This is a genomic window from Streptomyces sp. adm13(2018) (assembly GCF_008042145.1).
Classification (GTDB): Bacteria; Actinomycetota; Actinomycetes; order Streptomycetales; family Streptomycetaceae; genus Streptomyces.
The window spans coordinates 1-21,729 of sequence record NZ_RDBH01000081.1 but is presented as its reverse complement, the minus strand read 5'-3'; the positions used below and the strand labels follow the sequence as shown (position 1 = coordinate 21,729).

Sequence of the window (21,729 nt, the reverse complement as noted above, 5' to 3'; positions counted from 1 at the left end):
CTCCGGGGGCTCGCCGCCAAGGGCCTGGCGGTGGGGGCCGTGACGGGGCTGGTCGGCGCGGGCGGCGGGTTCCTCGTCGTCCCCGCCCTCGTCCTCGGCGGACTGCCGGCGGGGGTGGCGGTCGGGACCTCGCTCCTCGCCATCGCGATGAACTCCTTCGCCGGGCTCGCCGGCCATCTCGCGGGCGTGACGATCGACTGGAGCCTCGCGCTGACCGTCACCGCGGCCGCCGTGCTCGGCGGCACGGCCGGTGCGCGGCTCGCGGGCCGCATCCCGCCCGACGCCCTGCGGACGGCCTTCGGCTGGTTCACCGTCGTCATGGGGACCTACGTGCTGGCCCGGCAGCTTCCCGCCGCCGCCTGGGCGCACCCGGTGACCTGGGGCGTCCTCGGGGCCGCGCTGGGAAGCGGGCTGACGGCCCTGGCGGCCCCCCGCCTGCGACGGACCCCGCGCCACCCCTGACGGGGGCGCGGGGCACGGACGGGAGGAGCGCTCGCCCTACCGGGGCTCGGTCGCGATCTGGATCAGGTTGCCGCAGGTGTCGTCGAAGACGGCGGTGGTGACGGGTCCCATCTCCAGGGGCTCCTGGGTGAAGCGGACCCCGAGGGCGGTCAGCCGCTCGAACTCCGCCCGCACGTCGGCCACGGCGAACTGGGCGAGCGGGATCCCGTCCTGGGCGAGCGCGTCGCGGTACGGCTTGACCGCGGGGTGGCCGGCGGGCTCCAGGAGGAGTTCGGTGCCGCCGGGCGCGTCGGGCGAGACGACGGTCAGCCACCGGTCCGTGCCGCCCAGCGGAACGTCGTGCTTCTTCACGAAGCCGAGGATCTCGGTGTAGAAGCGCTCGGCCTTGGCCTGGTCGTCGACGAAGACACTGGTCAGGTGGATCTTCATGGGGTGTTCTCCTCCGGTCGGGACGGCTGGGGTACGAGCCACCGCTCGGCTATCCGCCGCAGCGGGGCCGTGTTCAGGTCGTGGAACTTGTAGCGCCCCTCCCGCCGGGTCTCGACGAGCCCGGCCGCCTCCAGCACGGCGAGGTGCTGGGAGACGCCCTGGCGCGAGAGACCCAGGTCGTGCTTCATGCTCAGCCGGGCGCAGATCTCGAACAGCGTCTGCCCGGACTTCTGCGTCAGCTCGTCGAGGATGGTCCGCCGGGTGGAGTCGGCCAGGGCTTTGAAGAGGTCGTCGGCCACCACGCCACCATAGGCAAGCGTCCACTTGCCTATCAAGTCGGGCCGGAGCCGCCCGGCGCCCGCCCGCCTTCGCCGCGGCGGCGTTGTCAGTGCCCCGCGATAGCTTCGATCTTGTTCGATCGGTTGGGCGAGAGGGGCGGATCCGTGCGTGACGAACGTGCGTTGAGGGTGGTGCTGGTCGATGTCAACGACGAGGTGGTGGCCGCCTGGCGGTCCGCCTTCGCGGACACGCCCGAGGTGGAGATCCGGCGGGGCTCTCTGCTCGACGTGGACGTCGACGCCTGGGTCTCCCCCACCAACGCCCGGGGCCGGATGGACGGCGGCGTGGACGCCGTCGTGAAGCGCCACCTCGGGGCGGGCATCCAGGTGCGCGTGCAGCGGGCGATCCGCGACCGGTTCGGCGGGAGCCTGCCGGTGGGCAGCGCGGTGTGCGTGCCGTCCGGGGCGGCCGTGCCGCGGTATCTGATCTCGACGCCGACCATGCGGCAGTCCTCGCAGAACGTCAGCGCGACGATGAACGTGGCGCTGGCCTGCGCGGCGGCGTTCCAGGCGGTCCACCTGCAGAACCGGGCGAGGCCCGGAAGCATCCGGTCGGTGGCGCTCGTGGGGATGGGCGCGCAGACCGGCCGGGTGCCGGCGGGGGTGTGCGCCAATCTGATGTGGACGGGGTACACGCTCTTCCACGACCACGGGTTCACGGACTACGACGAGTTGCGGGCCGCGGTGCTCGGCCAGCTCGACGACATCGAGGGAGCGGGGTCCGCGCGGCGGGTCCGGATCACCGTCCCGCGGCGGCCTTCCTTTCGCCGCTGACGCCACGGCCCCGCAGACCGGCGGCGCGCAGACCGTCGGCGCCGAAGCCACCGCGGCCACACCCCCCTCCACCTCCGTACAGGATTCCGGCGGGCCCGCAGGGGCGGCCGGTCCGATCTCCGGGAGTTCCGACCTCGTGAACGACGCCCCTCCGACCACTCCGGGCGCCGCGGGCGACCCCCTGACCCTCGCGGACCTGTTCACCGGCGGCGGCGAGCCCTGGCTCCCGCTGCTGGCGCCGGTGATCGAGGGACTGCCGGGGGCCGCGGACTTCATCGGCCCCCAGCGCAGCCCGGAGGTCGTACCGGTCCGCGAGCTGACCTTCCAGGCGCTCAAGCCCCATCCGCCGCACAGGTGGAAGGTGGTCGCCTTCGGGCAGAACCCCTACCCGCGGCCGGAGAGCGCGACCGGAATCGCGATGTTCGACAACACCTTCGGCGACTGGAAGGACAGTCAGTTCGGCCGGGTGGTCAGCATCCGCTGCCTCATCAAGGCGGCCGCGATGTGGAAGTACGGCATCGTCAAGAAGACGCCGATAGCCGACGTCCGCGCCCTCCTGGAGAAGGAGGGGACCGTCGCACCGCCGGAGTGGTTCCAGGCGATGCTGACCCAGGGTGTGCTCCTGCTCAACGCCTCGCTGACCGCGAACGCCGACGGGGCGGTGCCGACGGATCGCCACACCGCCTTCTGGCGGCCGGTGGCCGAGCAGATCGTGGAGGAGATCCTCCGGGCCAAGCAGCACGCCGCGCCGGAGGACCGGGGCGTGGTGTTCGCCTGGTGGGGTGCGCACGCCCGGAGCCTGAAGCGGGTCGTCCAGCGCCTGGAGAAGAAGTACCCGGGCGTCGAGGTGCGGCACCTCGACCACGCGAACCCGGCCGCGCAGGGGGACGTCTTCTGCGAGGGCGACCACTTCGCCCAGGTGAACGACGCCCTGGCGGCGGTGGGCGCCGAGCCGGTCGACTGGCTGCCCAGCAAGGGCTGGGTTCGGCCGGCGGCGGGCGCGGGCGGCGCGGAGCGCGGTGACGTCGCCGAGCGGATGGGGGCGTTCATCGCCTCCACCATGGAGCTGCACCAGCTGTATCTGGAGCGGCTCACCAGCGTCAAGGACGAGGGGCTCGTCCTGCCGGCGGTCACCGGCGTGTTCGACACCCCGCTGATGGACTTCCGCAAGGCCGTCGAGCCGGTGTCGCGGGTCCTGGCCCGGCTCGACCGGCACATCGAGAGGTCGAGCACGTTCGGCGAGGCGCGGATCGCCGAGGCGGCCGTCGCCGGGGCGTCAGCCGCCGGTGAGGGACTGTCCGCGGACGCGATCGCGGCGCTGCACCTGTACACCTGCGAGTCGGCGTTCTACCGCGAGATCAACGCCGTCCTGCGCTCCCCCGACCGGGAGCGGATCGTGCCCTACCTGCCGTACCTGCGGCTGCTGTTCTCGGCGGTGGAGGCGCTGCCGGCGCAGACCCGGCCGCTGTGGCGCGGTGTGGCGCTGGACCTGCGCTCGCAGTACCCGCAGGGGCGGACGGTGACGTGGTGGGGCGTGTCGTCCTGCACGTCCGAGCTGGGTGTGGCGAAGGCGTTCCTCGGCAGTCGCGGCAGGCGGACCCTGTTCGAGGTCACCCCGGCGCGCGCGGTGGCGATCCGCCGGTTCTCCGCGTTCACGGGCGAGGAGGAGTACATCCTCGCGCCGGGCACGCAGCTGAAGGTGACGGAGGTGAAGTCCGAGCGCGGAGGCCTCTGCACCGTCCGGCTGACCGAACTGGAGGGCCAGGGGCTGGTGTCCTAGGCCGGACCCGCCCGCCACCGAGGCGCCACACCCACGCGGGGCGCCTCACCCACGGACCGGACCCGACCGCCACCGAGCCGCCACACCCATGTGGGGGGCGCCTCACCCAAGGACCGGGCCCGCCCACCGCGGAGGCGTCTCACCCACACAGCCGCAGATCCGTCCCCGCGGTTCACCCGTCCGGCGCCGCCGCCCCCTCGGGCGGCGGCCCCGGCATGCACGCACGGTGACCCGGGACGATCATCCGTACATGGCAGGTACTCCCCCGCACCCCGAACCGACCGGCACCGCGGCCGCCCGGGCGCCCCGTCAGAACCTCGCGCTGGCGGCCATGCTCTTCGCCGTGTCGATGACCTTCATCGACCAGACCATCGTGTCGATCGCCGCCCCCGACATCACCTCCGAACTCGGCCTCTCCGCCTCCGGCATGCAGTGGGTCGTCAACGCCTACCTGCTCTCCCTCGCCGCGTTCTTCGCGCTCGGCGGCAGGCTCTCCGACCTCTTCGGCCACCGTCTGGTGATGCTGATCGGCACCCTGGTCTTCGTCATCTCCTCGGTGCTGTGCGGCTGCGTCCCGTCCGGCGACTTCGCGCAGACCTGGCTGATCATCTTCCGCGCCACCCAGGGCCTCGGGGCCGCCCTGATGTTCCCGGCGGCCCTCGCCGTCGTGATCGCCGTCTTCCCCGTCGAGCGGCGCGGCCGCGCGCTCGCGCTCTTCTTCGGGCTCTCCGGCGCCCTCACCGCCGTCGGACCGCTGCTCGGCGGCTGGCTGACCGCGTGGACCTGGCGGGCGATCTTCTGGGTCAACGTCCCGGTGGCCGTCATCGCCATCGTCCTCGCCCTGCTCGCCCGGATCCCCGAGAGCCGCCGCTCCGAGCGGCTCGACGTCGTCGGGGCCGCGCTCGTCGCCGTCGGGATGGGCCTGAGCGTGCTGGGCTTCCAGCAGGCCTCCTCCTGGGGCTGGGGCAGCGTCACGACCTGGGCCTGCATCGTCGGCGGCCTGCTCGTCCTCGTCCTGTTCTACGGCTACGAACGGCGCACGACCCACCCGCTGATCGACTTCGACGTCTTCCGGGACCGCGCCTTCACCGTGGACAGCCTCGTGCTGTTCTTCGCGATGCTCGCCTTCGTGCCGGTGTTCTTCTTCTCCTCCGTGTACGCCCAGGTCTCGCTCAGCGCCTCGCCGAACCAGGCCGCGCTGTTCCTCCTCTACTTCTTCATCGGCTTCGGCATCGCCTCGCAGTGGGGCGGCCGGATCCTCGACAAGCGCGGCGCCCGGCCGGCGATGAAGATCGGCTGCGCGCTCGGCGCGGTCGGCTTCTACCTGTGGGCCCAGAAGATGACCGACCTGTCGATGCACGACCAGTGGCCGTACGCGGCCATGGCCGGCGCCGGCATCGGCTTCCTCCTCGCCCCCGCCTCCACCGACGCCGTCAACCGGGCCATCGGCGCCTCGTACGGCGAGGTCACCGGGATCACCCAGACGATCCGGAACTACGCCGCCGCGATCGGGATGGCCGTCTTCAGTACCGTGCTGGCCCATGTCTCCACGGACAAGATCACCGCCACGCTCCAGGGCCGCGGCCTGCCGCCGGCCGAGGCGTCGGCCACCGCGGAGAAGGTCGCCGAGGCCGTCACCGGCCACCCGGACGGCCAGGGGCCGTCCGGTGACGGGCCGGTGGCGAAGGCCCTGCAAGGGGCCGGGGACGCGATCCGGATGGACTTCGCCGAGGCCAACCAATGGGTGTTCTACGGCATGGCGATCGCCCTGGCCGTGGCGTTCCTGTGCTCGCTCGCCCACCCTGGGACGCGGGTCACCGAGCGCACCCCCGACCGCTGAACCCCGCCCCGCCGCCGACCACTTCCCCGCAGGAGCCACATGGGCCGCCGCCTGTTCACCCGATGCCGCTCGGTCCTCGCGACCCGCCGCGGCGCCCCCTCCCACCGGCGGCGCACCGCCCTCGCCGCCGCGGTGCTGGCCGCCCTGGCGGCGGTGGCGCCCGGGGTGCGTCCCCTGCCGAGCGCCACCGCGTCCGCGGCCGCGCCGCCGTCCGCGACCGCCGGCCCGTCGGCGGCCCACGGCCCGAAGGCCCTCTTCGACCCGGCGCCCGCCCGGGCCGCCCTGGAGCGCCTGCTGCCGTCCCGGGCCGCGCAGTTCACCCTCGTACCCGTCGAGGAGTCCTCGTCGGGGGACGCGTTCACGGTGTCGGGCCGGGCCGGGGCGATCGTGGTCCGGGGCACCTCGCCCGCCACCCTCCTCACCGGGGTCGGCCGGTACCTGGAGGAGGTCGCGGGCGTCGACCTCGGCTGGCCCGGCTCCAGCGTCGCCCGACTGCCCGCGACGCTTCCCGCGGTCACCGGGACCCTCACCCGCTCGGCGTCCGTGCCCCACCGGTACGCGCTCAACGACACCGACGAGGGGTACTCCGGCGCCTACCGCGACTTCGCCTCCTACCAGCACGACATCGACCTGATGGCGCTGCACGGCGTGAACGAGGTATTCGTCCCGACCGGCGGCGAGTACCCGTACTACCGGGCGCTCCAGGAGTTCGGCTACAGCGCGGCGGAGCTGCGCGACTGGATCCCCGGCCCGGCCCATCAGGGCTGGTGGCTGCTGCAGAACCTGTCGGGCTTCGCCGGGCCGGTCTCCGAGCAGCTGGTCGAGGCCCGCGCGGCGCTCGGCTCCCGGATCGCGCACCACCTCCGTTCGCTGGGGATGACGCCCGTGCTGCCGGGGTTCTTCGGCACCGTGCCCACGGACTTCGCCGGCCGGAACGAGGGTGCGGTCACCGTGCCGCAGGGCCGGTGGGTGGGCTTCGAGCGGCCCGCCTGGCTGGACCCGACCGGACCGGTCTTCGACCGGCTCGCCGCCGCCTACTACCGCGTCCAGCAGGCCCGCTTCGGTCCCAGCGACATGGTCAAGATGGACCTGCTGCACGAGGGCGGGACCGCGGGCGGGGTCGATGTCTCGGCGGCCGCCGGAGCCGTCCAGCGGGCCCTGGAGACCGCGCGTCCGGGTGCCACCTGGGTGATGCTCGGCTGGCAGGACAACCCGGCCCCGGCCCTCCTGAGCGGCGTCGACCGCAGCCGGGTGCTGATCGTCGACGGCCTCTCCGACCGGTACGACGGGCTCGACCGCGAGGCCCGCTGGGGCGGCACGCCGTACGCCTTCGGCACCATCCCCAACTTCGGCGGGCACACCAGTATCGGCGCCAACACGGGCGCGTGGCTCGACCGCTTCCACGCCTGGCTCGGCAAGGAGGACAGCGCGCTGCGCGGCATCGCGTACCTCCCCGAGGGCACCGGGGGGAACCCCGCCGCGTTCGACCTCTTCACCGCACTCGCCTGGCAGCCGGGGCCGATCGACCAGGAGGACTGGTTCGCCGCGTACGCCGCCCGCCGCTACGGCGGCGCGGACCCGCACGCGGCCGCCGCGTGGGAGGAACTGCGCCGCGGCCCGTACGACATGCCGACCGGCACCTGGAGCGAGCCGCAGGACAGCCTCTTCGCCGCACGGCCGTCCCTGACGGCGTCGACCGCGGCCAAGTGGAGCCCGAAGGCCATGCGGTACGACGCCGCCACGGTCGAGCGGGCCCTCGGGGAACTCCTCCGGGTGGCGGCCCCGCTGCGGACCACGGACGCGTACCGCTTCGACCTCGTGGACGTGGCACGGCAGGCGCTCACCAACCGCGCCAGGGTCCTGCTGCCCCGTATCAGGACCGCGTACGAGACCAAGGACCTCGACGGCTTCCGGACGCTGGTACGCGAGTGGCAGGGGCACCACGAGCTGCTCGGCCGGCTCGTCGGCTCCGACCGGCGGTTCCTGGTCGGCCCCTGGCTGGCGGACGCGCGCTCCTGGGGCGCCGACCCGGCGGAGCGCGACCGGCTGGAGTACGACGCCCGGTCGATCCTCACCACCTGGGGCGACCGGGGGCCGAGCGAGACGGGCGGGCTGCGCGACTACGCCAACCGCGAGTGGGCGGGCCTCGTCCAGGACGTCTACGCGCCGCGCTGGGCCGCCTACTTCGCGAGTCTCGACCGGGCGCTCGCGACCGGCACGGCGCCGGCCGCGATCGACTGGTTCGCGCGCGACGACGCCTGGGCGCACGGCCGGCAGAGCTATCCCACGCAGCCCGCGGGCGACCCCGTCGCCCTGGCGGGCGAGGTGCGGACGGCACTGGCGGCGGCCCGCCGATGAGTTCCCGCCGTTCCGGACGTCCTTCCCTGTGTCAGCTGGAGAGACCGACGGACGAAGGAGAAGCCGTGACGGACGACGTCTGGGCCATGGTGCACGCGGAGCGGGCGGCGCTGATCGACGATCTCGCGCGGCTCGACGACGAGCAGTGGCGGCGGCCCTCGCTCTGCCCGGGGTGGACCGTGCACGACGTGCTCGCCCATCTCGTCGACAACGCCCGGGCGACGCGCCTGGGGTTCCTCACCGGCCTGGTGCGGGCGCGGTTCGACTTCGACCGGCTGAACAGCCGCGGGGTGGAGCGGGCGCGCGGGGCCGCACCGGCGGAGACCCTGGAGCGGTTCCGCCGGGCGGCGCCGAGGACCTCGGCGCCGCCCGCGCCCCTGGACAGCCGGCTCGTCGAGGAGCTGGTCCACGGGGAGGACATCCGCCGCCCCCTGGGCCTCGGCCGCTCGTACCCGCCGCGGGCCGTGGAGCGGGCCCTGCGTCTCCAGGCCCGTACCCCGGTGGCCTTCGGCGGCGCCAAGGAGCTCCTGACCCGCGTCCGGATCACGGCGACCGACACCGACCTGGCCCTCGGCGACGGGCCGGCGGCGGAGGGCCCCGCGCTGTCCCTGCTGCTCGCGGTGACCGGGCGCGCGGCGGCGCTGGACGACCTCCGCGGCCCGGGGGCGGCGGTGCTGTCGGGTGCCTGAGCGGGCACGGAACCGGGCGGTGCCGGCCACCGCCCGGACAGCCGGAAGACGCCTCCTATACCGCTGCGCACCAGCCACGCGCAAGGTGCCGCCCGGAGAATCCGGGCCGACACACTAGACTGGCGGGCTGTTTGGCGTCGGAACGGAACAACCCGGGCAGACCCGGGCTCCGCCGGCGACCCGGACGTTGCCGGGAACGAGACGCGAGGTCCGATGGCAGCCACACCCGAGCACGGTGAGACCACTCTGCTCCACGACGCGGACGGCTGGGCGGAGGAGGCCGACAAGTCGGCCCGGTTCTCCGCCGGCCCCGCGGCCCCGGTGCGCACCCTCGTCGACGTCTTCGAGGCATCGGTGCGGGCCCACCCCGACGAGCTCGCCCTGGACGACGGCACCGCGCGGCTGACCTACCGGGCGCTCGCCGCCGAGGTCGAGGACCGGCGCCGGGCGCTGGCGGCGGCCGGTGTGGGGCTCGGCGACCGGGTGGGGGTCCGGGTGCCGTCCGGGACGAACGAGCTGTACGCGTCGATCCTCGCCGTGCTCGCCGCGGGAGCCGCCTACGTGCCGGTCGACGCCGAGGACCCGGACGAGCGGGCCGAGCTGGTGTTCGGCGAGGCCGGGGTGCGGGCGGTCGTCGGCGGCGGGCCCCGGATCGACGTCACCGGTCACACGGGCGAGGGCGCCCCGGCCGGACGCCCGGGCCCCGAGCACGACGCGTGGATCATCTTCACCTCCGGTTCCACGGGCCGGCCCAAGGGCGTCGCCGTCAGCCACCGCAGCGCGGCCGCGTTCGTCGACGCCGAGGCGGCGCTGTTCCTCGTCGACGAGCCGATCGGTCCCGGCGACCGGGTCATGGCGGGGCTCTCCGTGGCCTTCGACGCGTCCTGCGAGGAGATGTGGCTGGCCTGGCGCTACGGCGCCTGCCTGGTCCCCGTCCCCCGGTCGCAGGTGCGCAGCGGCGCCGACCTCGGCCCCTGGCTGGTGGAGCAGGAGATCACCGTGGTCTCCACCGTGCCGACGCTTGCCGCGCTGTGGGATCCGGAGACCCTGGCCGAGGTCCGGCTGCTGATCTTCGGTGGTGAGGCCTGCCCGCCGGAGCTGACCCAGCGGCTGGTGACCGAGGGCCGTGAGGTGTGGAACACGTACGGGCCCACCGAGGCCACCGTCGTCGCCTGTGCCTCCCTGCTGACCGGCGCGGAGCCGATCAGGATCGGGCTCCCGCTGAACGGCTGGGAGCTGGCCGTGGTCGACGAGTCCGGTGAGCCGGTGCCGATGGGCGGCAGCGGCCAGCTGGTGATCGGCGGCGTCGGGCTGGCCCGCTACCTCGATCCCGAGAAGGACGCGGAGAAGTACGCGCCGCTGGAGTCCCTCGGCTGGGAGCGCGCCTACCGCAGCGGTGACCTGGTCCGGGCCGAGCCCGAGGGCCTGGTCTTCCTCGGCCGCGGCGACGAGCAGATCAAGCTGGGCGGCCGCCGCATCGAGCTGGGCGAGGTGGACTCCGCCCTCCAGGGGCTGCCCGGGGTCGCCGGGGCGGCGGCCGCCGTCCGCACCGCGCGCAGCGGCAACCAGCTGCTCGTGGGCTACCTCGTGACCCAGGAGGGCTGGGACCGCGCGGCGGCGGTCGAGCGGCTGCGCGCCGAGCTGCCGGCGGCCCTGGTGCCGCTCCTCGCCCCGGTCGCCGAGCTGCCCACCCGTACGTCGGGGAAGGTCGACCGGGACGCGCTGCCGTGGCCGCTGCCCGACCTGGAGACCACCGGCCCGGCCGAGCAGCTGTACGGCACGGAGGCCTGGCTGGCCGAGCAGTGGAGCGAGACCCTCGGGGTGGCCGTGACGAGCGCCGCCGACGACTTCTTCGCCATCGGCGGCAGCAGCCTCGCCGCCGCACAGCTCACCACCCGGCTCCGCACCCGCTATCCGAGCGCGGCCGTCGTCGACGTCTACCAGCAGCCCACGCTGCGCAAGCTGGCCCGGCGTCTGGAGAGGTCCGTCCAGGACGACGGGGCCGTGCGGACGATCCCGCCGGTCCCGTTCCGGGCCGGTCTCCTCCAGACCGTGCTGCTGGTGCCGCTCTTCACGATCGTCGGGCTCCGCTGGACGGTGGCCCTGCTCGCCCTGGGCAACGTGCTGGCGTGGTCCGGGTCCGCGCCGTGGGCCCCGACCGCCTCGTGGTGGCTGGTGGCCGCCGGCGCGGCGCTGCTCTTCAGCCCGCCCGGCCGGCTCGCGATCGCGGCGGGCGGCGCACGGCTGCTGCTGCGCGGGGTGCGGGCGGGCCGCCATCCGCGCGGCGGCGGAGTGCACCTGCGGCTGTGGACCGCCGAGCGGCTCGCCGAGCTGTCCGGCGCGACCTCGCTCACCGGGTCCTGGCTGGAGCGGTACGCGCGGGCGCTCGGCGCCAAGGTCGGCCCCGACGTGGACCTCCACTCGCTGCCGCCGGTCACCGGCATGCTGAAGCTGGGGCGCGGCTGCGCCGTGGAGTCCGAGGTGGACCTCTCCGGGTACTGGCTGGACGGCGACCGGCTGGAGATCGGCCCGGTGAAGGTCGGGGCGGGCGCCGTGGTCGGCACCCGCAGCCTGCTGTTCCCCGGGGCGCGGGTCGGCAAGCGGGCCGAGGTGGCGCCCGGATCCGCGGTGGCCGGGCAGATCCCGACCGGGCAGCGCTGGGCCGGGGCACCGGCGGGCAAGCTCGGCAAGGCCAAGCGGAACTGGCCCAAGGAGCGCCCGCCGCGGCCGCTCCGCTGGCGGGCGGTCTACGGGACCACCGGCATCCTCCTCACCCTGCTGCCGGTGCTCGCCGCCCTGCCGGCGCTGCTCGTGGCGACCCGCTTCGTGCCCGCCGGCGCCGGGCTCTCCGGGGCCCTGCGGGGCGCCCTGCTCGCCGTGGTGCCGGGGGCGCTCGCCTACGGCCTGGCGTACGCGTCGCTGGTGCTCGTCGCCGTGCGGCTGCTCAGCCTGGGGCTGCGCACCGGCAGCCATCCGACGCACAGCCGGGTCGCCTGGCAGGCGTGGACCGTCACCCAGCTGATGGACCGGGCGCGGGAGACGCTGTTCCCGCTGTACGCCGGGCTGATCACCCCGGTCTGGCTGCGGCTGCTCGGGATGCGGATCGGCCGGGGTGCCGAGGTGTCCACGGTGCTCGCCCTGCCGAGCCTGACCACGGTCGGCGAGGGCGCGTTCCTCGCGGACGACACCCTGACCGCCCCGTACGAGCTGGGCGGCGGCTGGGTGCGGATCGGGCACTCCGAGATCGGCCGCCGGGCGTTCCTCGGCAACTCCGGCATGACCGCGCCGGGCCGCACGGTGCCGGACGACGGGCTGGTCGGGGTGCTGTCGGCGACGCCGAAGAAGGCCAAGAAGGGCAGCTCGTACCTGGGCCTGCCGCCGGTCCGGCTGCCGCGGCCCGCGGCGGACTCCGACCAGAGCAGGACGTACGACCCGCCCGCCCGGCTGCTGTGGGCGCGCGGCCTGGTGGAGCTCTGCCGGCTGCTCCCGGTCTTCGCCTCGGCCGCTCTGGCGGTGCTGACCGCGGCGACGCTGTGCGCCCTGGCGGCGGAGACGGGGGTCCTGGCTGCGGCGCTGCTGTCCGGGCCGGTCCTGATCGCCGCCGGAGCGGCGGCCTGTCTGCTGTCGGTGGCCGCCAAGTGGCTGCTCGTGGGCCGGCACCGGACGGCCGAGCACCCGCTGTGGTCCGGTTTCGTGTGGCGCAACGAGCTGGCCGACACGTTCGTCGAGGTCCTCGCCGTGCCGTGGCTGGTCGGGTCGGTGCCGGGCACACCGCTGCTCACCCTGTGGCTGCGCGGCCTGGGGGCCCGGGTCGGCCGGGGCGTGTGGTGCGAGAGCTACTGGCTGCCCGAAACCGATCTGGTCTCCCTCGGCGACGCGGTCACCGTGAACCGCGGCTGCGTCCTGCAGACGCACCTCTTCCACGACCGGATCTTGAGGACGGATACTGTGGTTCTCCGCGAGGGCGCCACCCTGGGCCCGGGCGGCATCGTCCTGCCCGGCAGTTCGGTCGGGGCCCGCAGCACACTGGGTCCCGCCTCGCTCGTGATGGCCGGGGAATCCGTCCCCGCCGACACCCGCTGGCTGGGCAATCCGATCGAGGCGTGGCGGCCCTGAACGGGCAGCACGCGCACGGCACAGGGCAGGGAGCGGGAGCAGAGTTGAGCGGCGAGCGGACGACGGCGGCAGCGGACCCGTACTTCCCCGACCACGGCGACTCCCGTTACCGCGTGCACCGGTACGAACTCGCTCTGGAGTACCGGCCGGGTCCCAACCGGCTGGCGGGGACCGCGCGGCTCAGCGCGATCGCCGGCCGGGCGCCGCTCACCGAGTTCCAGCTGAACCTGTCGGACTTCCGGGTCGGCCGGATCCTGGTGAACGGGCGGGCCCCGCACTACACCCACCGCGGCGGCCGGCTCCGGGTCCGGCCGGCCAAGCCGCTGTCCGCGGGCGCCGCGTTCACCGTGGAGGTGAACTACGCGGGCAATCCCAAGCCGGTACGCAGCCCCTGGGGCGGCCTCGGCTGGGAGGAGCTGACCGACGGCGCGCTGGTCGCCAGCCAGCCGGTGGGCGCGCCCTCCTGGTACCCGTGCAACGACCGGCCCGCCGACAAGGCCTCGTACCAGATCTCGGTCAACACGCCGTCCGCGTACACGGTGGTGGCGGGCGGCCGGCTGCTCACCCGTACGACGAAGGCCAGCACGACCACCTGGGTGTACGAGCAGGCCGCGCCGACGTCCAGCTATCTGGTGGGCCTGTCCATCGGCATGTACCAGACGGTGCTGCTGGGGGACCCGGGGCTCGGCGGGGTGCCGCAGAGCGCCCATGTGCCGGCGCACCTGCTGTCCCGCTTCTCGCGCGACTTCGCCCGGCAGCCCGCGATGATGCGGCTGTTCGAGGAGCTCTTCGGGCCGTACCCGTTCGGCGAGTACGCGGTGGTCGTCGCCGACGAGGAGCTGGACGTGCCGGTGGAGGCCCAGGGGCTGTCCCTCTTCGGCGCCAACCACGTGGACGGCGCGCGCGGTTCCGAGCGGCTCGTCGCGCACGAGCTCGCGCACCAGTGGTTCGGCAACAGCGTGACCATCGCCGACTGGCGGCACATCTGGCTGAACGAGGGCCTCGCCAAGTACGCCGAATGGCTCTGGTCGGAGCGCTCCGGCGGCCGCACGGCGCACGAACTGGCCGCCGTCGCGCACCGGTTCCTCGCCGCGCTGCCGCAGGACCTGAAGCTCGCCGACCCCGGCCGCAAGCTGATGTTCGACGACCGGCTGTACGAGCGGGGCGGCCTGACCGTGCACGCCGTCCGCTGCGCCCTGGGCGACGCGGCCTTCTTCCCCATGCTGCGCGACTGGTCGACCGTCCACCGCCACGGCGTGGTGACCACGGCGTCGTTCGCGGCGCACGTGTCCCGCTACGCGACCGAGCCGGTGGACGCCCTGCTCACGGCCTGGCTGCGGCAGCCGGCCCTGCCGCCCTTCCCGGCCCCGCACGGCTCCCCGTCGATACCGGCACGCCCCTCGTACCCGCCCACGAACGGCGGCTCCGGGGGGCTGGGCAGGGCCTCGGCCTGACGGGCTGCCCGCCGCGGGGGTGCCGGGCTTCGGGCCGCCGGCTTCGGACCCGGCTTCGGGTCGCCGGGTGTCAGGCCTCCCGGGCGCCCTCGTACATCGCCTCGACGACGTCGGCGTACGCGCGTTCCACGACGGGCCTCTTCACCTTGAGGCTCGGGGTCAGTTCGCCGTGCTCGATGTCGAGGTCCCGCGGGAGCACCGCGAACTTCTTGATCGTCTGCCATCGCTGGAGGTCGCCGTTCACCCGCTGGACGAAGCCGTCGATCAGCGCGTGGACCTCCGGTGACGAGACGACCGCCGCGTAGCCGCGCCCGCCGAGGCCCTCGGCCTCCGCCCAGGGCATGATCACGGTCTCGTCGACCGCGATCAGGGCGGTGCAGAAGTTGCGGTTGCTGCCGATGACCACGATGTTGCTCGCGTACGGGCAGACGGCCTTGAACCGGCTCTCGATCTCGGTGGGCGCGATGTACTTGCCGCCCGAGGTCTTGAAGAGGTCCTTCTTGCGGTCGGTGATCCGGACGAAGCCGTCCGCGTCGATCTCGCCGATGTCGCCGGTGCGGAACCAGCCGTCGTCGTCCAGCACTTCGGCGGTCCGCTCCGGCAGGTTGTGGTACCCGCGCATCACCCCGGGCCCCCTCAGCAGGAGCTCCCCGTCCCCGGCGACCCGGACCTCGGTCCCGGGCAGCGGCCGGCCGACGGTGCCCACCCGGAAGTCCTCGGCCGGGTTGACCGTGACGGCCGCGCTGGTCTCCGTCAGACCGTAGCCCTCCAGGACGGGCACGCCCGCTCCGGCGAAGAAGTAGCCGATGTCGGGGGCGAGCGCGGCGCTGCCCGAGGCACTGCCGCGGAGCGCGCCGCCGAAGGCCGCCCGGATCCTGCCGTAGACGAGCCGGTCGGCCACGGCGTGCTGCACGGACAGCCACCGCGGTACCGAGCGCCGTCCCGTGGCCACCAGGTTCTCCTGCCCGGTCCTGGCGTGGTCGCGGGCGACCCCCGCCGCCCAGAGGAAGATCCGGTGCTTCAGACCGCCCTCGGCCCGCGACCGGGCGGCGATGCCGTTGTAGACCTTCTCGAAGATCCTCGGCGCGGACGCCATCACGGTGGGCCGGACGACGGGGAGGTTGGTGATGATGCGGTCGATCCGGCCGTCCACGGCGATCACGCTGCCGGTCTTCACCTGGCCGGCGATCAGGGCGTTGCCGAAGACATGGGAGAGCGGGAGCCAGAGGAACTGGACGTCGTCGGGCAGCAGCAGCCCGCTGACCTCCTGCGCGGCGGCCTGGTAGGACCAGCAGTCGTGGACGAGACGCACGCCCTTCGGGCGGCCGGTGGTGCCCGAGGTGTAGATGAGGGTGGCGAGCTGGTCGCTGCGGATGGCCTCGACCCGGGTCTCGACCGCGTCCGGGTGCTCCTTCAGGTGCGCCGCGCCCCGCTGCTCCAGCTCGGTGAGGGTGAGCACGTCGAGACCCTCCACCCGGGGCGGGTCGCCCGCCGCCTCGATGACGACGACAGTGCCCAGCTCGGGCAGCGCGGCCGCGTACGCGGCCACCTTCGCCAGCTGCTCGGCGTTCTCGACGAAGATCGCCCGGCTGCCGGAGTCGGCCAGGATGTAGGCCGTCTCCTCGCCGTTGGTGCTCGGGTAGACCGCGGTCGCGGCGACACCGGCGCACATCATGCCCAGGTCGGCGAGGATCCACTCGATCCGCGTCGAGGAGGAGATGGCGACCCGGTCCTCCGGAGCCAGCCCGAGGGTGAGCAGACCGGCCGCGATCGCCCGTACGCGCTCCGCGGTCTGCGCCCAGGTCAGCGAACGCCACTCCTCGGTGCCCGGCGGACCGTTTCCGACCGCCACGGGGTGGCGGTAGGCCTCGCGGTCGGGGGTGGCCGCGACCCGGGAGAGGAAGAGGTGCGCCATCGAGGGCGGACGGCTTTCGAGCAGGTGCGGCGCGGAACTCAACTCAACCCCCCGGGGCCGGAGCGCCCGGCGACGGTCGGTCGACCGGCCGGGGACGTACGGGCTGGGGCGAGGCTAAGGCGGAAGCGCACCGGTGCGTAAGGGAGCGGACCGAGAAAGGTCCGCCGGCGGGTTCCCGCGTCCCCGGCGGTCCTGCCCGACGGTGAACGGTGCGCCGGCGGGTTCTGGCGTGCCGGGCGGTCCTTCCGGGCGGAGAAGGGTCCGCCGACGGGTTCCCGCGTCCCGGGCGGTCCTCCCCGATCGAACATACGATGGGCGGGAGCCGGCGTCGGCAGCCCGCCGTGCCGGCCGTCCGAAGCGAGCAGGGCGGAGACGCATGGCACAGGCCACCGACGCGGCGCGGACCGTCATCCTGACCGTGGACGACGACCCGGGAGTGTCCCGGGCCATCGCCCGCGACCTGCGGCGCCGCTACGGCGGCGGCTACCGCGTCGTGCGCGCCGAGTCGGGCGAGTCCGCCCTCGACGCGCTGCGCGAGCTCAAGCTGCGCGGCGATCTGGTCGCCGTGATCCTGGCCGACTACCGCATGCCGCAGATGAACGGCATCGAGTTCCTGGAGCAGGCCCTCGCGGTGTACCCGGGGGCCCGCCGCGTCCTGCTGACCGCCTACGCCGACACGAACGCGGCCATCGACGCCATCAACGTCGTCGACCTCGACCACTACCTGCTGAAGCCGTGGGACCCGCCGGAGGAGAAGCTCTACCCGGTCGTGGACGACCTGCTGACGGCCTGGCGCTCCAGCGACCACCGGCCCGTGGCCGCGACCAAGGTGGTCGGCCACCGCTGGTCGGCGCGCTCCTCGTCCGTGCGCGAGTTCCTGGCCCGCAACCAGGTGCCGTACCGCTGGTACTCCTCCGACGAACCCGAGGGCCGGCGCCTGCTCGCCGCCGCCGGGGCCGACGACCGGCGGCTGCCCCTGGTGATCACGCCCGACGGCACGGCCCTGGTCGAACCGGACGCGCCCGGTCTTGCCGCCCACGTGGGGCTCGCGACGACTCCGGCCGCAGACTTCTACGACCTGGTCGTCATCGGCGGCGGCCCGGCCGGGCTCGGCGCGGCGGTGTACGGGGCCTCCGAGGGGCTGCGGACCGTGCTGGTCGAGCGTTCGGCGACCGGCGGACAGGCCGGTCAGAGCTCCCGGATCGAGAACTACCTCGGCTTCCCGGACGGCGTGTCCGGCGGGCAGCTCACCGAGCGCGCCCGCCGCCAGGCGAGCCGCTTCGGCGCCGAGATCCTCACCGCCCGCGAGGTCACCGGTCTGGAGGCGAACGGCGCGGCCCGCGTCGTGCGGTTCTCGGACGGCACGGAGGTCGCCGCGCACAGCGTGATCCTCGCGACCGGGGTGTCCTACCGGCAGCTCCCGGCCCCCGGCTGCGAGGACCTCACCGGCCGCGGCGTCTACTACGGCTCGTCCCTCACCGAGGCGTCGTCCTGCGAGGATCAGGACGTGTACGTCGTCGGCGGCGCGAACTCCGCGGGGCAGGCCGCGGTGTTCCTGGCCCGGGGCGCGAAGTCGGTGACGCTGCTCGTCCGCGGGGAGTCGCCGGCGGCGACGATGTCGTACTACCTGATCCAGCAGATCGAGGAGGCGCCGAACATCACCGTGCGCCCCAGGACGGTCGTCGACGCGGCGCACGGCGCGGAGCACCTGGAGCGGCTGACCCTGCGGGACGCCGTGACCGGCGGGACCGAGGTCGTCGACGCCCAGTGGCTGTTCGTCTTCATCGGGGCGGCCCCGCTGACCGACTGGCTCGACGGGACGGTGCTGCGCGACGAGCACGGCTTCATCCTGGCCGGCCCCGACCTCACGCCGGACGGGCGGCCGCCGGCCGCGTGGGACCTCGACCGGCCGCCGTACCACCTGGAGACGAACGTCCCCGGGGTGTTCGTGGCGGGCGACGCGCGCGCCCGGTCCGCGAAGCGCGTCGCCTCCGCCGTCGGAGAGGGAGCCATGGCCGTGATGCTCGTCCACCGCTATCTGGAGCAGTCATGACCGGCCGGGACACGGGCGACCAAGGCGCGGGTGGCCTGGAGACGGACGGCCGGGTGATGCCCTGCGACCGGCGCGAGATCGGCTCGCTGTTCCTGTTCGAGAAGCTCTCCCCGGAGCAGCTGGACCGGCTGTGCGCCGAGGGGCGGGTGGAGCTGTTCGGGCCCGGCCCGGTCTACACCGAGGGCGATCCCGCGACCTGCTTCTACGTGATGATCGAGGGCACCGTCGTCCTGTACCGCCGGGTCGGCGCCGACGACGTCGAGGTGACCCGCACCGCGCAGCGCGGTGTGTACGCGGGGGCCATGCAGGCGTACTTGGGCGACCGGGTGCCCCAGACGTACAACAACTCGATGCGGGTGACCGCGCCCACCCGGTTCTTCGTCATGCCGGCGCAGTCCTTCGCGGACGTCATGGCCGAGTGGTTCCCGATGGCGGTGCACCTCCTCGAAGGGCTGTTCTTCGGGTCCAAGAACACCCAGCGCGCCATCGGCCAGCGCGAACGGCTGCTGGCACTGGGCTCGTTGTCCGCCGGCCTCACCCATGAGCTGAACAACCCGGCCGCCGCGGCCGTCCGGGCCACGGCGGCGCTCCGGGAGCGGGTCGGCAAGATGCGGCACAAGCTGTCCGTCATCGCCCGGGGCCCCTACTCCCGGGAGGCGCTCGCCGACCTGATCGAGATCCAGGAGCGCACCGCGGAGCGGGTCGCCAAGGCACCGGCGCTGAGCCCGCTGGAGGCCTCCGACCGGGAGGACGAGCTCGCCGACTGGCTGGAGGACCACGGCATCCAGGAGGGCTGGCGGTACGCGCCCGTCTTCGTCCAGGCCGGTCTGGACACGGACTGGCTGGAGCAGGTGGCGGCGACCGTGGCCGAGGACGTCCTGCCGGGGGCGGTCGGCTGGCTCAACTACACGGTCGAGACCGAGCTGCTGATGGACGAGATCGACGACGCCACCAACCGCGTCTCCCATCTGGTGGACGCGGCCAAGCAGTACGCGCAGCTCGACCGCGCCCCGCACCGCGACGTGGACGTCCACGAACTCCTCGACAGCACCCTGCTGATGCTGTCGGGGAAGATCGGCTCCCGGGTGCGGGTCGTGAAGGAGTACGACCGTTCCCTCCCCGACGTGCCCGCGTACCCGGCGGAGCTGAACCAGGTGTGGACCAACCTCATCGACAACGCGGTGTCGGCCATCGGGAGCGCCAGCGGCGAGGGGACCCTGACGGTCCGCACGGCCCGTGAGGGCGACCGGCTGCTCGTGGAGTTCCGCGACACGGGACCCGGTGTCCCCGAGGAGATCCGCAGCCGTATCTTCGACCCCTTCTTCACCACCAAACCGGTCGGCGAGGGCACCGGTCTCGGCCTGGACATCTCCTGGCGGATCGTGGTGAGCAAGCACCACGGCAGCCTCCAGGTCGAGTCCGTCCCGGGCGACACCCGCTTCCAGGTGCTGCTGCCGCTGACCGCCCCCGAGACCCGAGCGGAGCCCGACCCGGTGTCCGACTCGGTGACCGACTCGGACACCGATCCAGAGCCCGGTACCGCCACGGGGACCGGCGCCCGCACCGACGAGGAGCGCGCATGACCGAGATCGAGGGAATCGACCCGAGCGTCCCGCCCAGCGGAACCGGCTGCACGGACTGCGACGCGGCCGGCGGCTGGTGGTTCCATCTGCGGCGCTGCGCGCAGTGCGGGCACGTCGGCTGCTGCGACTCCTCCCCCGGCCGGCACGCCACCGCCCACTGGAAGTCCACCGGCCACCCGCTCGTGCAGAGCTTCGAGCCGGGCGAGGCCTGGTTCTGGAACTACGCCACGGACGACCTGTACGACGGCGGCCCCGCGCTGGCGCCGCCGCACGGCCACCCGGCCGACCAGCCGGCACCCGGCCCGGTCGGCCGCGTCCCGGACGACTGGCGACAGCACCTCCACCCCTGAGCGAAGGCCCCGCCCCAGCAGCTCCGGGCGGTTGACCGCGCGTGCCGGGCCCTGCGTAGAGTACGGCCGGGCGCGGCGCGATCGGATGGAGTTCCTGTGAGCGTGATCAGCCTTGAGCACACCGCCGTCCCCGCCGACACCGGCGAGGTGACCCTCCTCATCGCCCGCCGGGTGGAACCGGGCTACGAGGCGGCCTTCGAGTTCTGGGCGAAGGGCATCCTGGAGAGCGCCGCCGCCTTCCCGGGTCATCTGGGTTACGGCTTCTTCCGCTCCTCCGGCGGGGCGGCCCCGTGGTTCCTCGTCCACCGCTTCCGGGACGAGGCCGCCTGCCGGGCGTGGCAGGAGTCCCCGGAGCGGGCGTCCTGGTTCGCCGACTGCGAGGGCCACCACCACTCGGAGGTCGCCCGGCGGACGCTGACCGGCATGGAGACGTGGTTCGCGAAGCCTGGCTCGACCCGGCCCGCGCCGCCCCGCTGGAAGATGGCGATCAGCGCGACCCTGGCGATCTACCCGATCTCGGTCCTGGGGAGCCTGTTCCTGCTCCCCCGGCTGACCACCCTCCCGCTCCTGGTCAGCAGCGCCGTCGTGGCGTGCGTGTTCAACGTGCTGATGACGTACGTGGCGATGCCGGCGGTGAGCAGGCTGCTGCGCCGCTGGCTCACTCCGTAGCCGCCGCGGGGGCCGGACGCGGGCGCCCGCGCCGCCCGCGTTCGTCATCTAAGATTCAGGGCGGCCTCGGGCCGACGACGCTGATCACGAAGATCCCGGGAATCGGGTGACCACCGACGTGCGTCTCACTGGTGCGGAGTCCCCGGCTCATCCGGCTCACCCGCCCGTGCAAGGAAGACTCCCAGGGAGAAGTGAGGTATGTCCGTGATCTGCGTCGGCGGCATGATCGGAATCGGCAAGACGAGCGTGGCCGAGCTGATCGCCAAGGATCTCGGCAGCGACGTCTTCTACGAGAGCGTCGAGGACAACCCCATCCTCCCGCTCTTCTACACGGCGAGCCCCGAGGAGATCCAGGAGAAGCGCTACCCCTTCCTCCTCCAGCTGTACTTCCTCCAGACCCGCTTCGCCGCGATCAAGGAGGCCTACAAGCAGGGCCACAACGTCCTCGACCGGTCGATCTACGAGGACTGGTACTTCGCCCGGGTCAACCACGACCTGGGCCGCATCACCGCCCTGGAGATGCAGGTGTACGAGGGGCTGCTCGCCGAGATGATGCGCGAGATCGACGGCCTGCCCTACCGCAAGGCGCCCGACCTCATGGTCTACCTCAAGGCCGACTTCCCGACCGTGCTGCACCGCATCGGTCTGCGCGGCCGGGACTTCGAGCAGGACGAGGGCCTCGTCGAGTACTACCGGACCCTGTGGTCCGGCTACGACGACTGGGTGCACAAGCACTACTCGGCGAGCGACGTCCTCGTGATCGACATGAACCACACGGACGTCGTCAACATCCCCGAGGACGCGGAGCGCGTGGCCCGGGAGGTCAGGGACGCCCTCGCGGCGGCCACCCGCCGGGTCTGACCGGCGGGATCACACGGTCCGGGCCGCCGCCGGGGTGACGACGGCGGGCCGGGCCGTG

16 protein-coding genes are annotated in these 21,729 nt (G+C 73.8%); 13 read left to right on the top strand and 3 right to left on the bottom strand.

The genetic code is table 11. The annotated features are described in order from the left end of the window. Positions 1–462, top strand: a 462-nt coding sequence (locus EAO70_RS07350; protein ID WP_148002213.1) for a sulfite exporter TauE/SafE family protein, incomplete at its 5' end; no start/stop codon positions are given. A gap of 36 nt (positions 463–498) precedes the next feature. Here the strand turns inward: EAO70_RS07350 and EAO70_RS07345 are convergent. Together EAO70_RS07345 and EAO70_RS07340 are read right to left on the bottom strand one after the other, a co-directional pair. Further along, on the bottom strand, positions 499–891 hold the full coding sequence (locus EAO70_RS07345) for a VOC family protein (RefSeq protein WP_148002201.1): 393 nt from the start codon (positions 889–891) through the stop codon (positions 499–501). Then, positions 888–1,190, bottom strand: coding sequence for an ArsR/SmtB family transcription factor (locus EAO70_RS07340; protein ID WP_148002200.1), 303 nt, complete (start codon positions 1,188–1,190; stop codon positions 888–890). Before EAO70_RS07340 ends, EAO70_RS07345 begins: the two co-directional genes overlap by 4 nt. Before the next feature lie 144 nt (positions 1,191–1,334). On the opposite strand from EAO70_RS07340, the gene EAO70_RS07335 reads away from it, so the two are divergent. The 7 genes from EAO70_RS07335 to EAO70_RS07305 all read left to right on the top strand — a co-directional run bounded on the left by EAO70_RS07335 (position 1,335) and on the right by EAO70_RS07305 (position 14,240). Next, entirely contained in the window at positions 1,335–2,003 is a 669-nt protein-coding gene (locus tag EAO70_RS07335; protein WP_148002199.1) for a macro domain-containing protein, read from the top strand. Positions 2,004–2,139: 136 nt separating this feature from the next. Then, positions 2,140–3,783, top strand: coding sequence for an ADP-ribosyltransferase domain-containing protein (locus EAO70_RS07330; RefSeq protein WP_148002198.1), 1,644 nt, complete (start codon positions 2,140–2,142; stop codon positions 3,781–3,783). A 250-nt stretch (positions 3,784–4,033) separates the two neighbouring features. Further along, positions 4,034–5,623 (top strand): MFS transporter, encoded by a 1,590-nt coding sequence (locus EAO70_RS07325; RefSeq protein WP_148002197.1) that lies wholly within the window; start codon positions 4,034–4,036, stop codon positions 5,621–5,623. A 39-nt stretch (positions 5,624–5,662) separates the two neighbouring features. Beyond that, positions 5,663–7,981, top strand: coding sequence for an alpha-N-acetylglucosaminidase (locus tag EAO70_RS07320; RefSeq protein ID WP_148002196.1), 2,319 nt, complete (start codon positions 5,663–5,665; stop codon positions 7,979–7,981). Between the two features lie 86 nt (positions 7,982–8,067). After that, a complete protein-coding gene (locus EAO70_RS07315) occupies positions 8,068–8,670 on the top strand; it encodes a maleylpyruvate isomerase family mycothiol-dependent enzyme (RefSeq protein WP_261992728.1) in 603 nt (200 codons plus the stop codon). 213 nt (positions 8,671–8,883) lie between these two features. Continuing rightward, on the top strand, positions 8,884–12,786 hold the full coding sequence (locus EAO70_RS07310) for a Pls/PosA family non-ribosomal peptide synthetase (protein ID WP_148002194.1): 3,903 nt from the start codon (positions 8,884–8,886) through the stop codon (positions 12,784–12,786). 44 nt (positions 12,787–12,830) lie between these two features. After that, positions 12,831–14,240, top strand: coding sequence for a M1 family metallopeptidase (locus EAO70_RS07305; protein WP_148002212.1), 1,410 nt, complete (start codon positions 12,831–12,833; stop codon positions 14,238–14,240). A gap of 70 nt (positions 14,241–14,310) precedes the next feature. On the opposite strand, the gene EAO70_RS07300 is transcribed toward EAO70_RS07305, so the two are convergent. Further along, positions 14,311–16,197 (bottom strand): AMP-dependent synthetase/ligase, encoded by a 1,887-nt coding sequence (locus EAO70_RS07300; RefSeq protein WP_148002193.1) that lies wholly within the window; start codon positions 16,195–16,197, stop codon positions 14,311–14,313. Positions 16,198–16,531: 334 nt separating this feature from the next. Between EAO70_RS07300 and EAO70_RS07295 the strand changes: the two genes are divergently transcribed. The 5 genes from EAO70_RS07295 to EAO70_RS07275 all read left to right on the top strand — a co-directional run bounded on the left by EAO70_RS07295 (position 16,532) and on the right by EAO70_RS07275 (position 21,671). Continuing rightward, positions 16,532–18,208: an FAD-dependent oxidoreductase gene (locus EAO70_RS07295; RefSeq protein ID WP_148002192.1), complete on the top strand. Its 1,677-nt coding sequence runs from the start codon at positions 16,532–16,534 to the stop codon at positions 18,206–18,208. A 56-nt stretch (positions 18,209–18,264) separates the two neighbouring features. Further along, positions 18,265–19,791 (top strand): ATP-binding protein, encoded by a 1,527-nt coding sequence (locus EAO70_RS07290; protein WP_261992727.1) that lies wholly within the window; start codon positions 18,265–18,267, stop codon positions 19,789–19,791. After that, positions 19,788–20,141, top strand: a complete 354-nt coding sequence (locus EAO70_RS07285) for a UBP-type zinc finger domain-containing protein (RefSeq protein ID WP_148002191.1) — start codon at positions 19,788–19,790, stop codon at positions 20,139–20,141. The genes EAO70_RS07290 and EAO70_RS07285 overlap by 4 nt, the downstream gene beginning before the upstream one ends. A gap of 96 nt (positions 20,142–20,237) precedes the next feature. After that, positions 20,238–20,810 carry an antibiotic biosynthesis monooxygenase gene (locus EAO70_RS07280; protein ID WP_148002190.1) on the top strand — a complete coding sequence of 191 codons (573 nt, stop codon included), beginning with the start codon at positions 20,238–20,240 and terminating at the stop codon, positions 20,808–20,810. Positions 20,811–21,008: 198 nt separating this feature from the next. Beyond that, entirely contained in the window at positions 21,009–21,671 is a 663-nt protein-coding gene (locus EAO70_RS07275; RefSeq protein WP_148002189.1) for a deoxynucleoside kinase, read from the top strand. The last annotated feature ends 58 nt before the right edge of the window (positions 21,672–21,729 follow it).

Coding starts and splice junctions, on each gene's coding strand:
- EAO70_RS07320 (WP_148002196.1), top strand. CDS start 5,663: ATGGGCCGCCGCCTGTTCACCCGATGCCGCTCGGTCCTCGCGACCCGC.
- EAO70_RS07310 (WP_148002194.1), top strand. CDS start 8,884: ATGGCAGCCACACCCGAGCACGGTGAGACCACTCTGCTCCACGACGCG.
- EAO70_RS07275 (WP_148002189.1), top strand. CDS start 21,009: ATGTCCGTGATCTGCGTCGGCGGCATGATCGGAATCGGCAAGACGAGC.
- EAO70_RS07315 (WP_261992728.1), top strand. CDS start 8,068: ATGGTGCACGCGGAGCGGGCGGCGCTGATCGACGATCTCGCGCGGCTC.
- EAO70_RS07325 (WP_148002197.1), top strand. CDS start 4,034: ATGGCAGGTACTCCCCCGCACCCCGAACCGACCGGCACCGCGGCCGCC.
- EAO70_RS07285 (WP_148002191.1), top strand. CDS start 19,788: ATGACCGAGATCGAGGGAATCGACCCGAGCGTCCCGCCCAGCGGAACC.
- EAO70_RS07290 (WP_261992727.1), top strand. CDS start 18,265: ATGCCCTGCGACCGGCGCGAGATCGGCTCGCTGTTCCTGTTCGAGAAG.
- EAO70_RS07345 (WP_148002201.1), bottom strand. CDS start 891: ATGAAGATCCACCTGACCAGTGTCTTCGTCGACGACCAGGCCAAGGCC.
- EAO70_RS07295 (WP_148002192.1), top strand. CDS start 16,532: ATGGCACAGGCCACCGACGCGGCGCGGACCGTCATCCTGACCGTGGAC.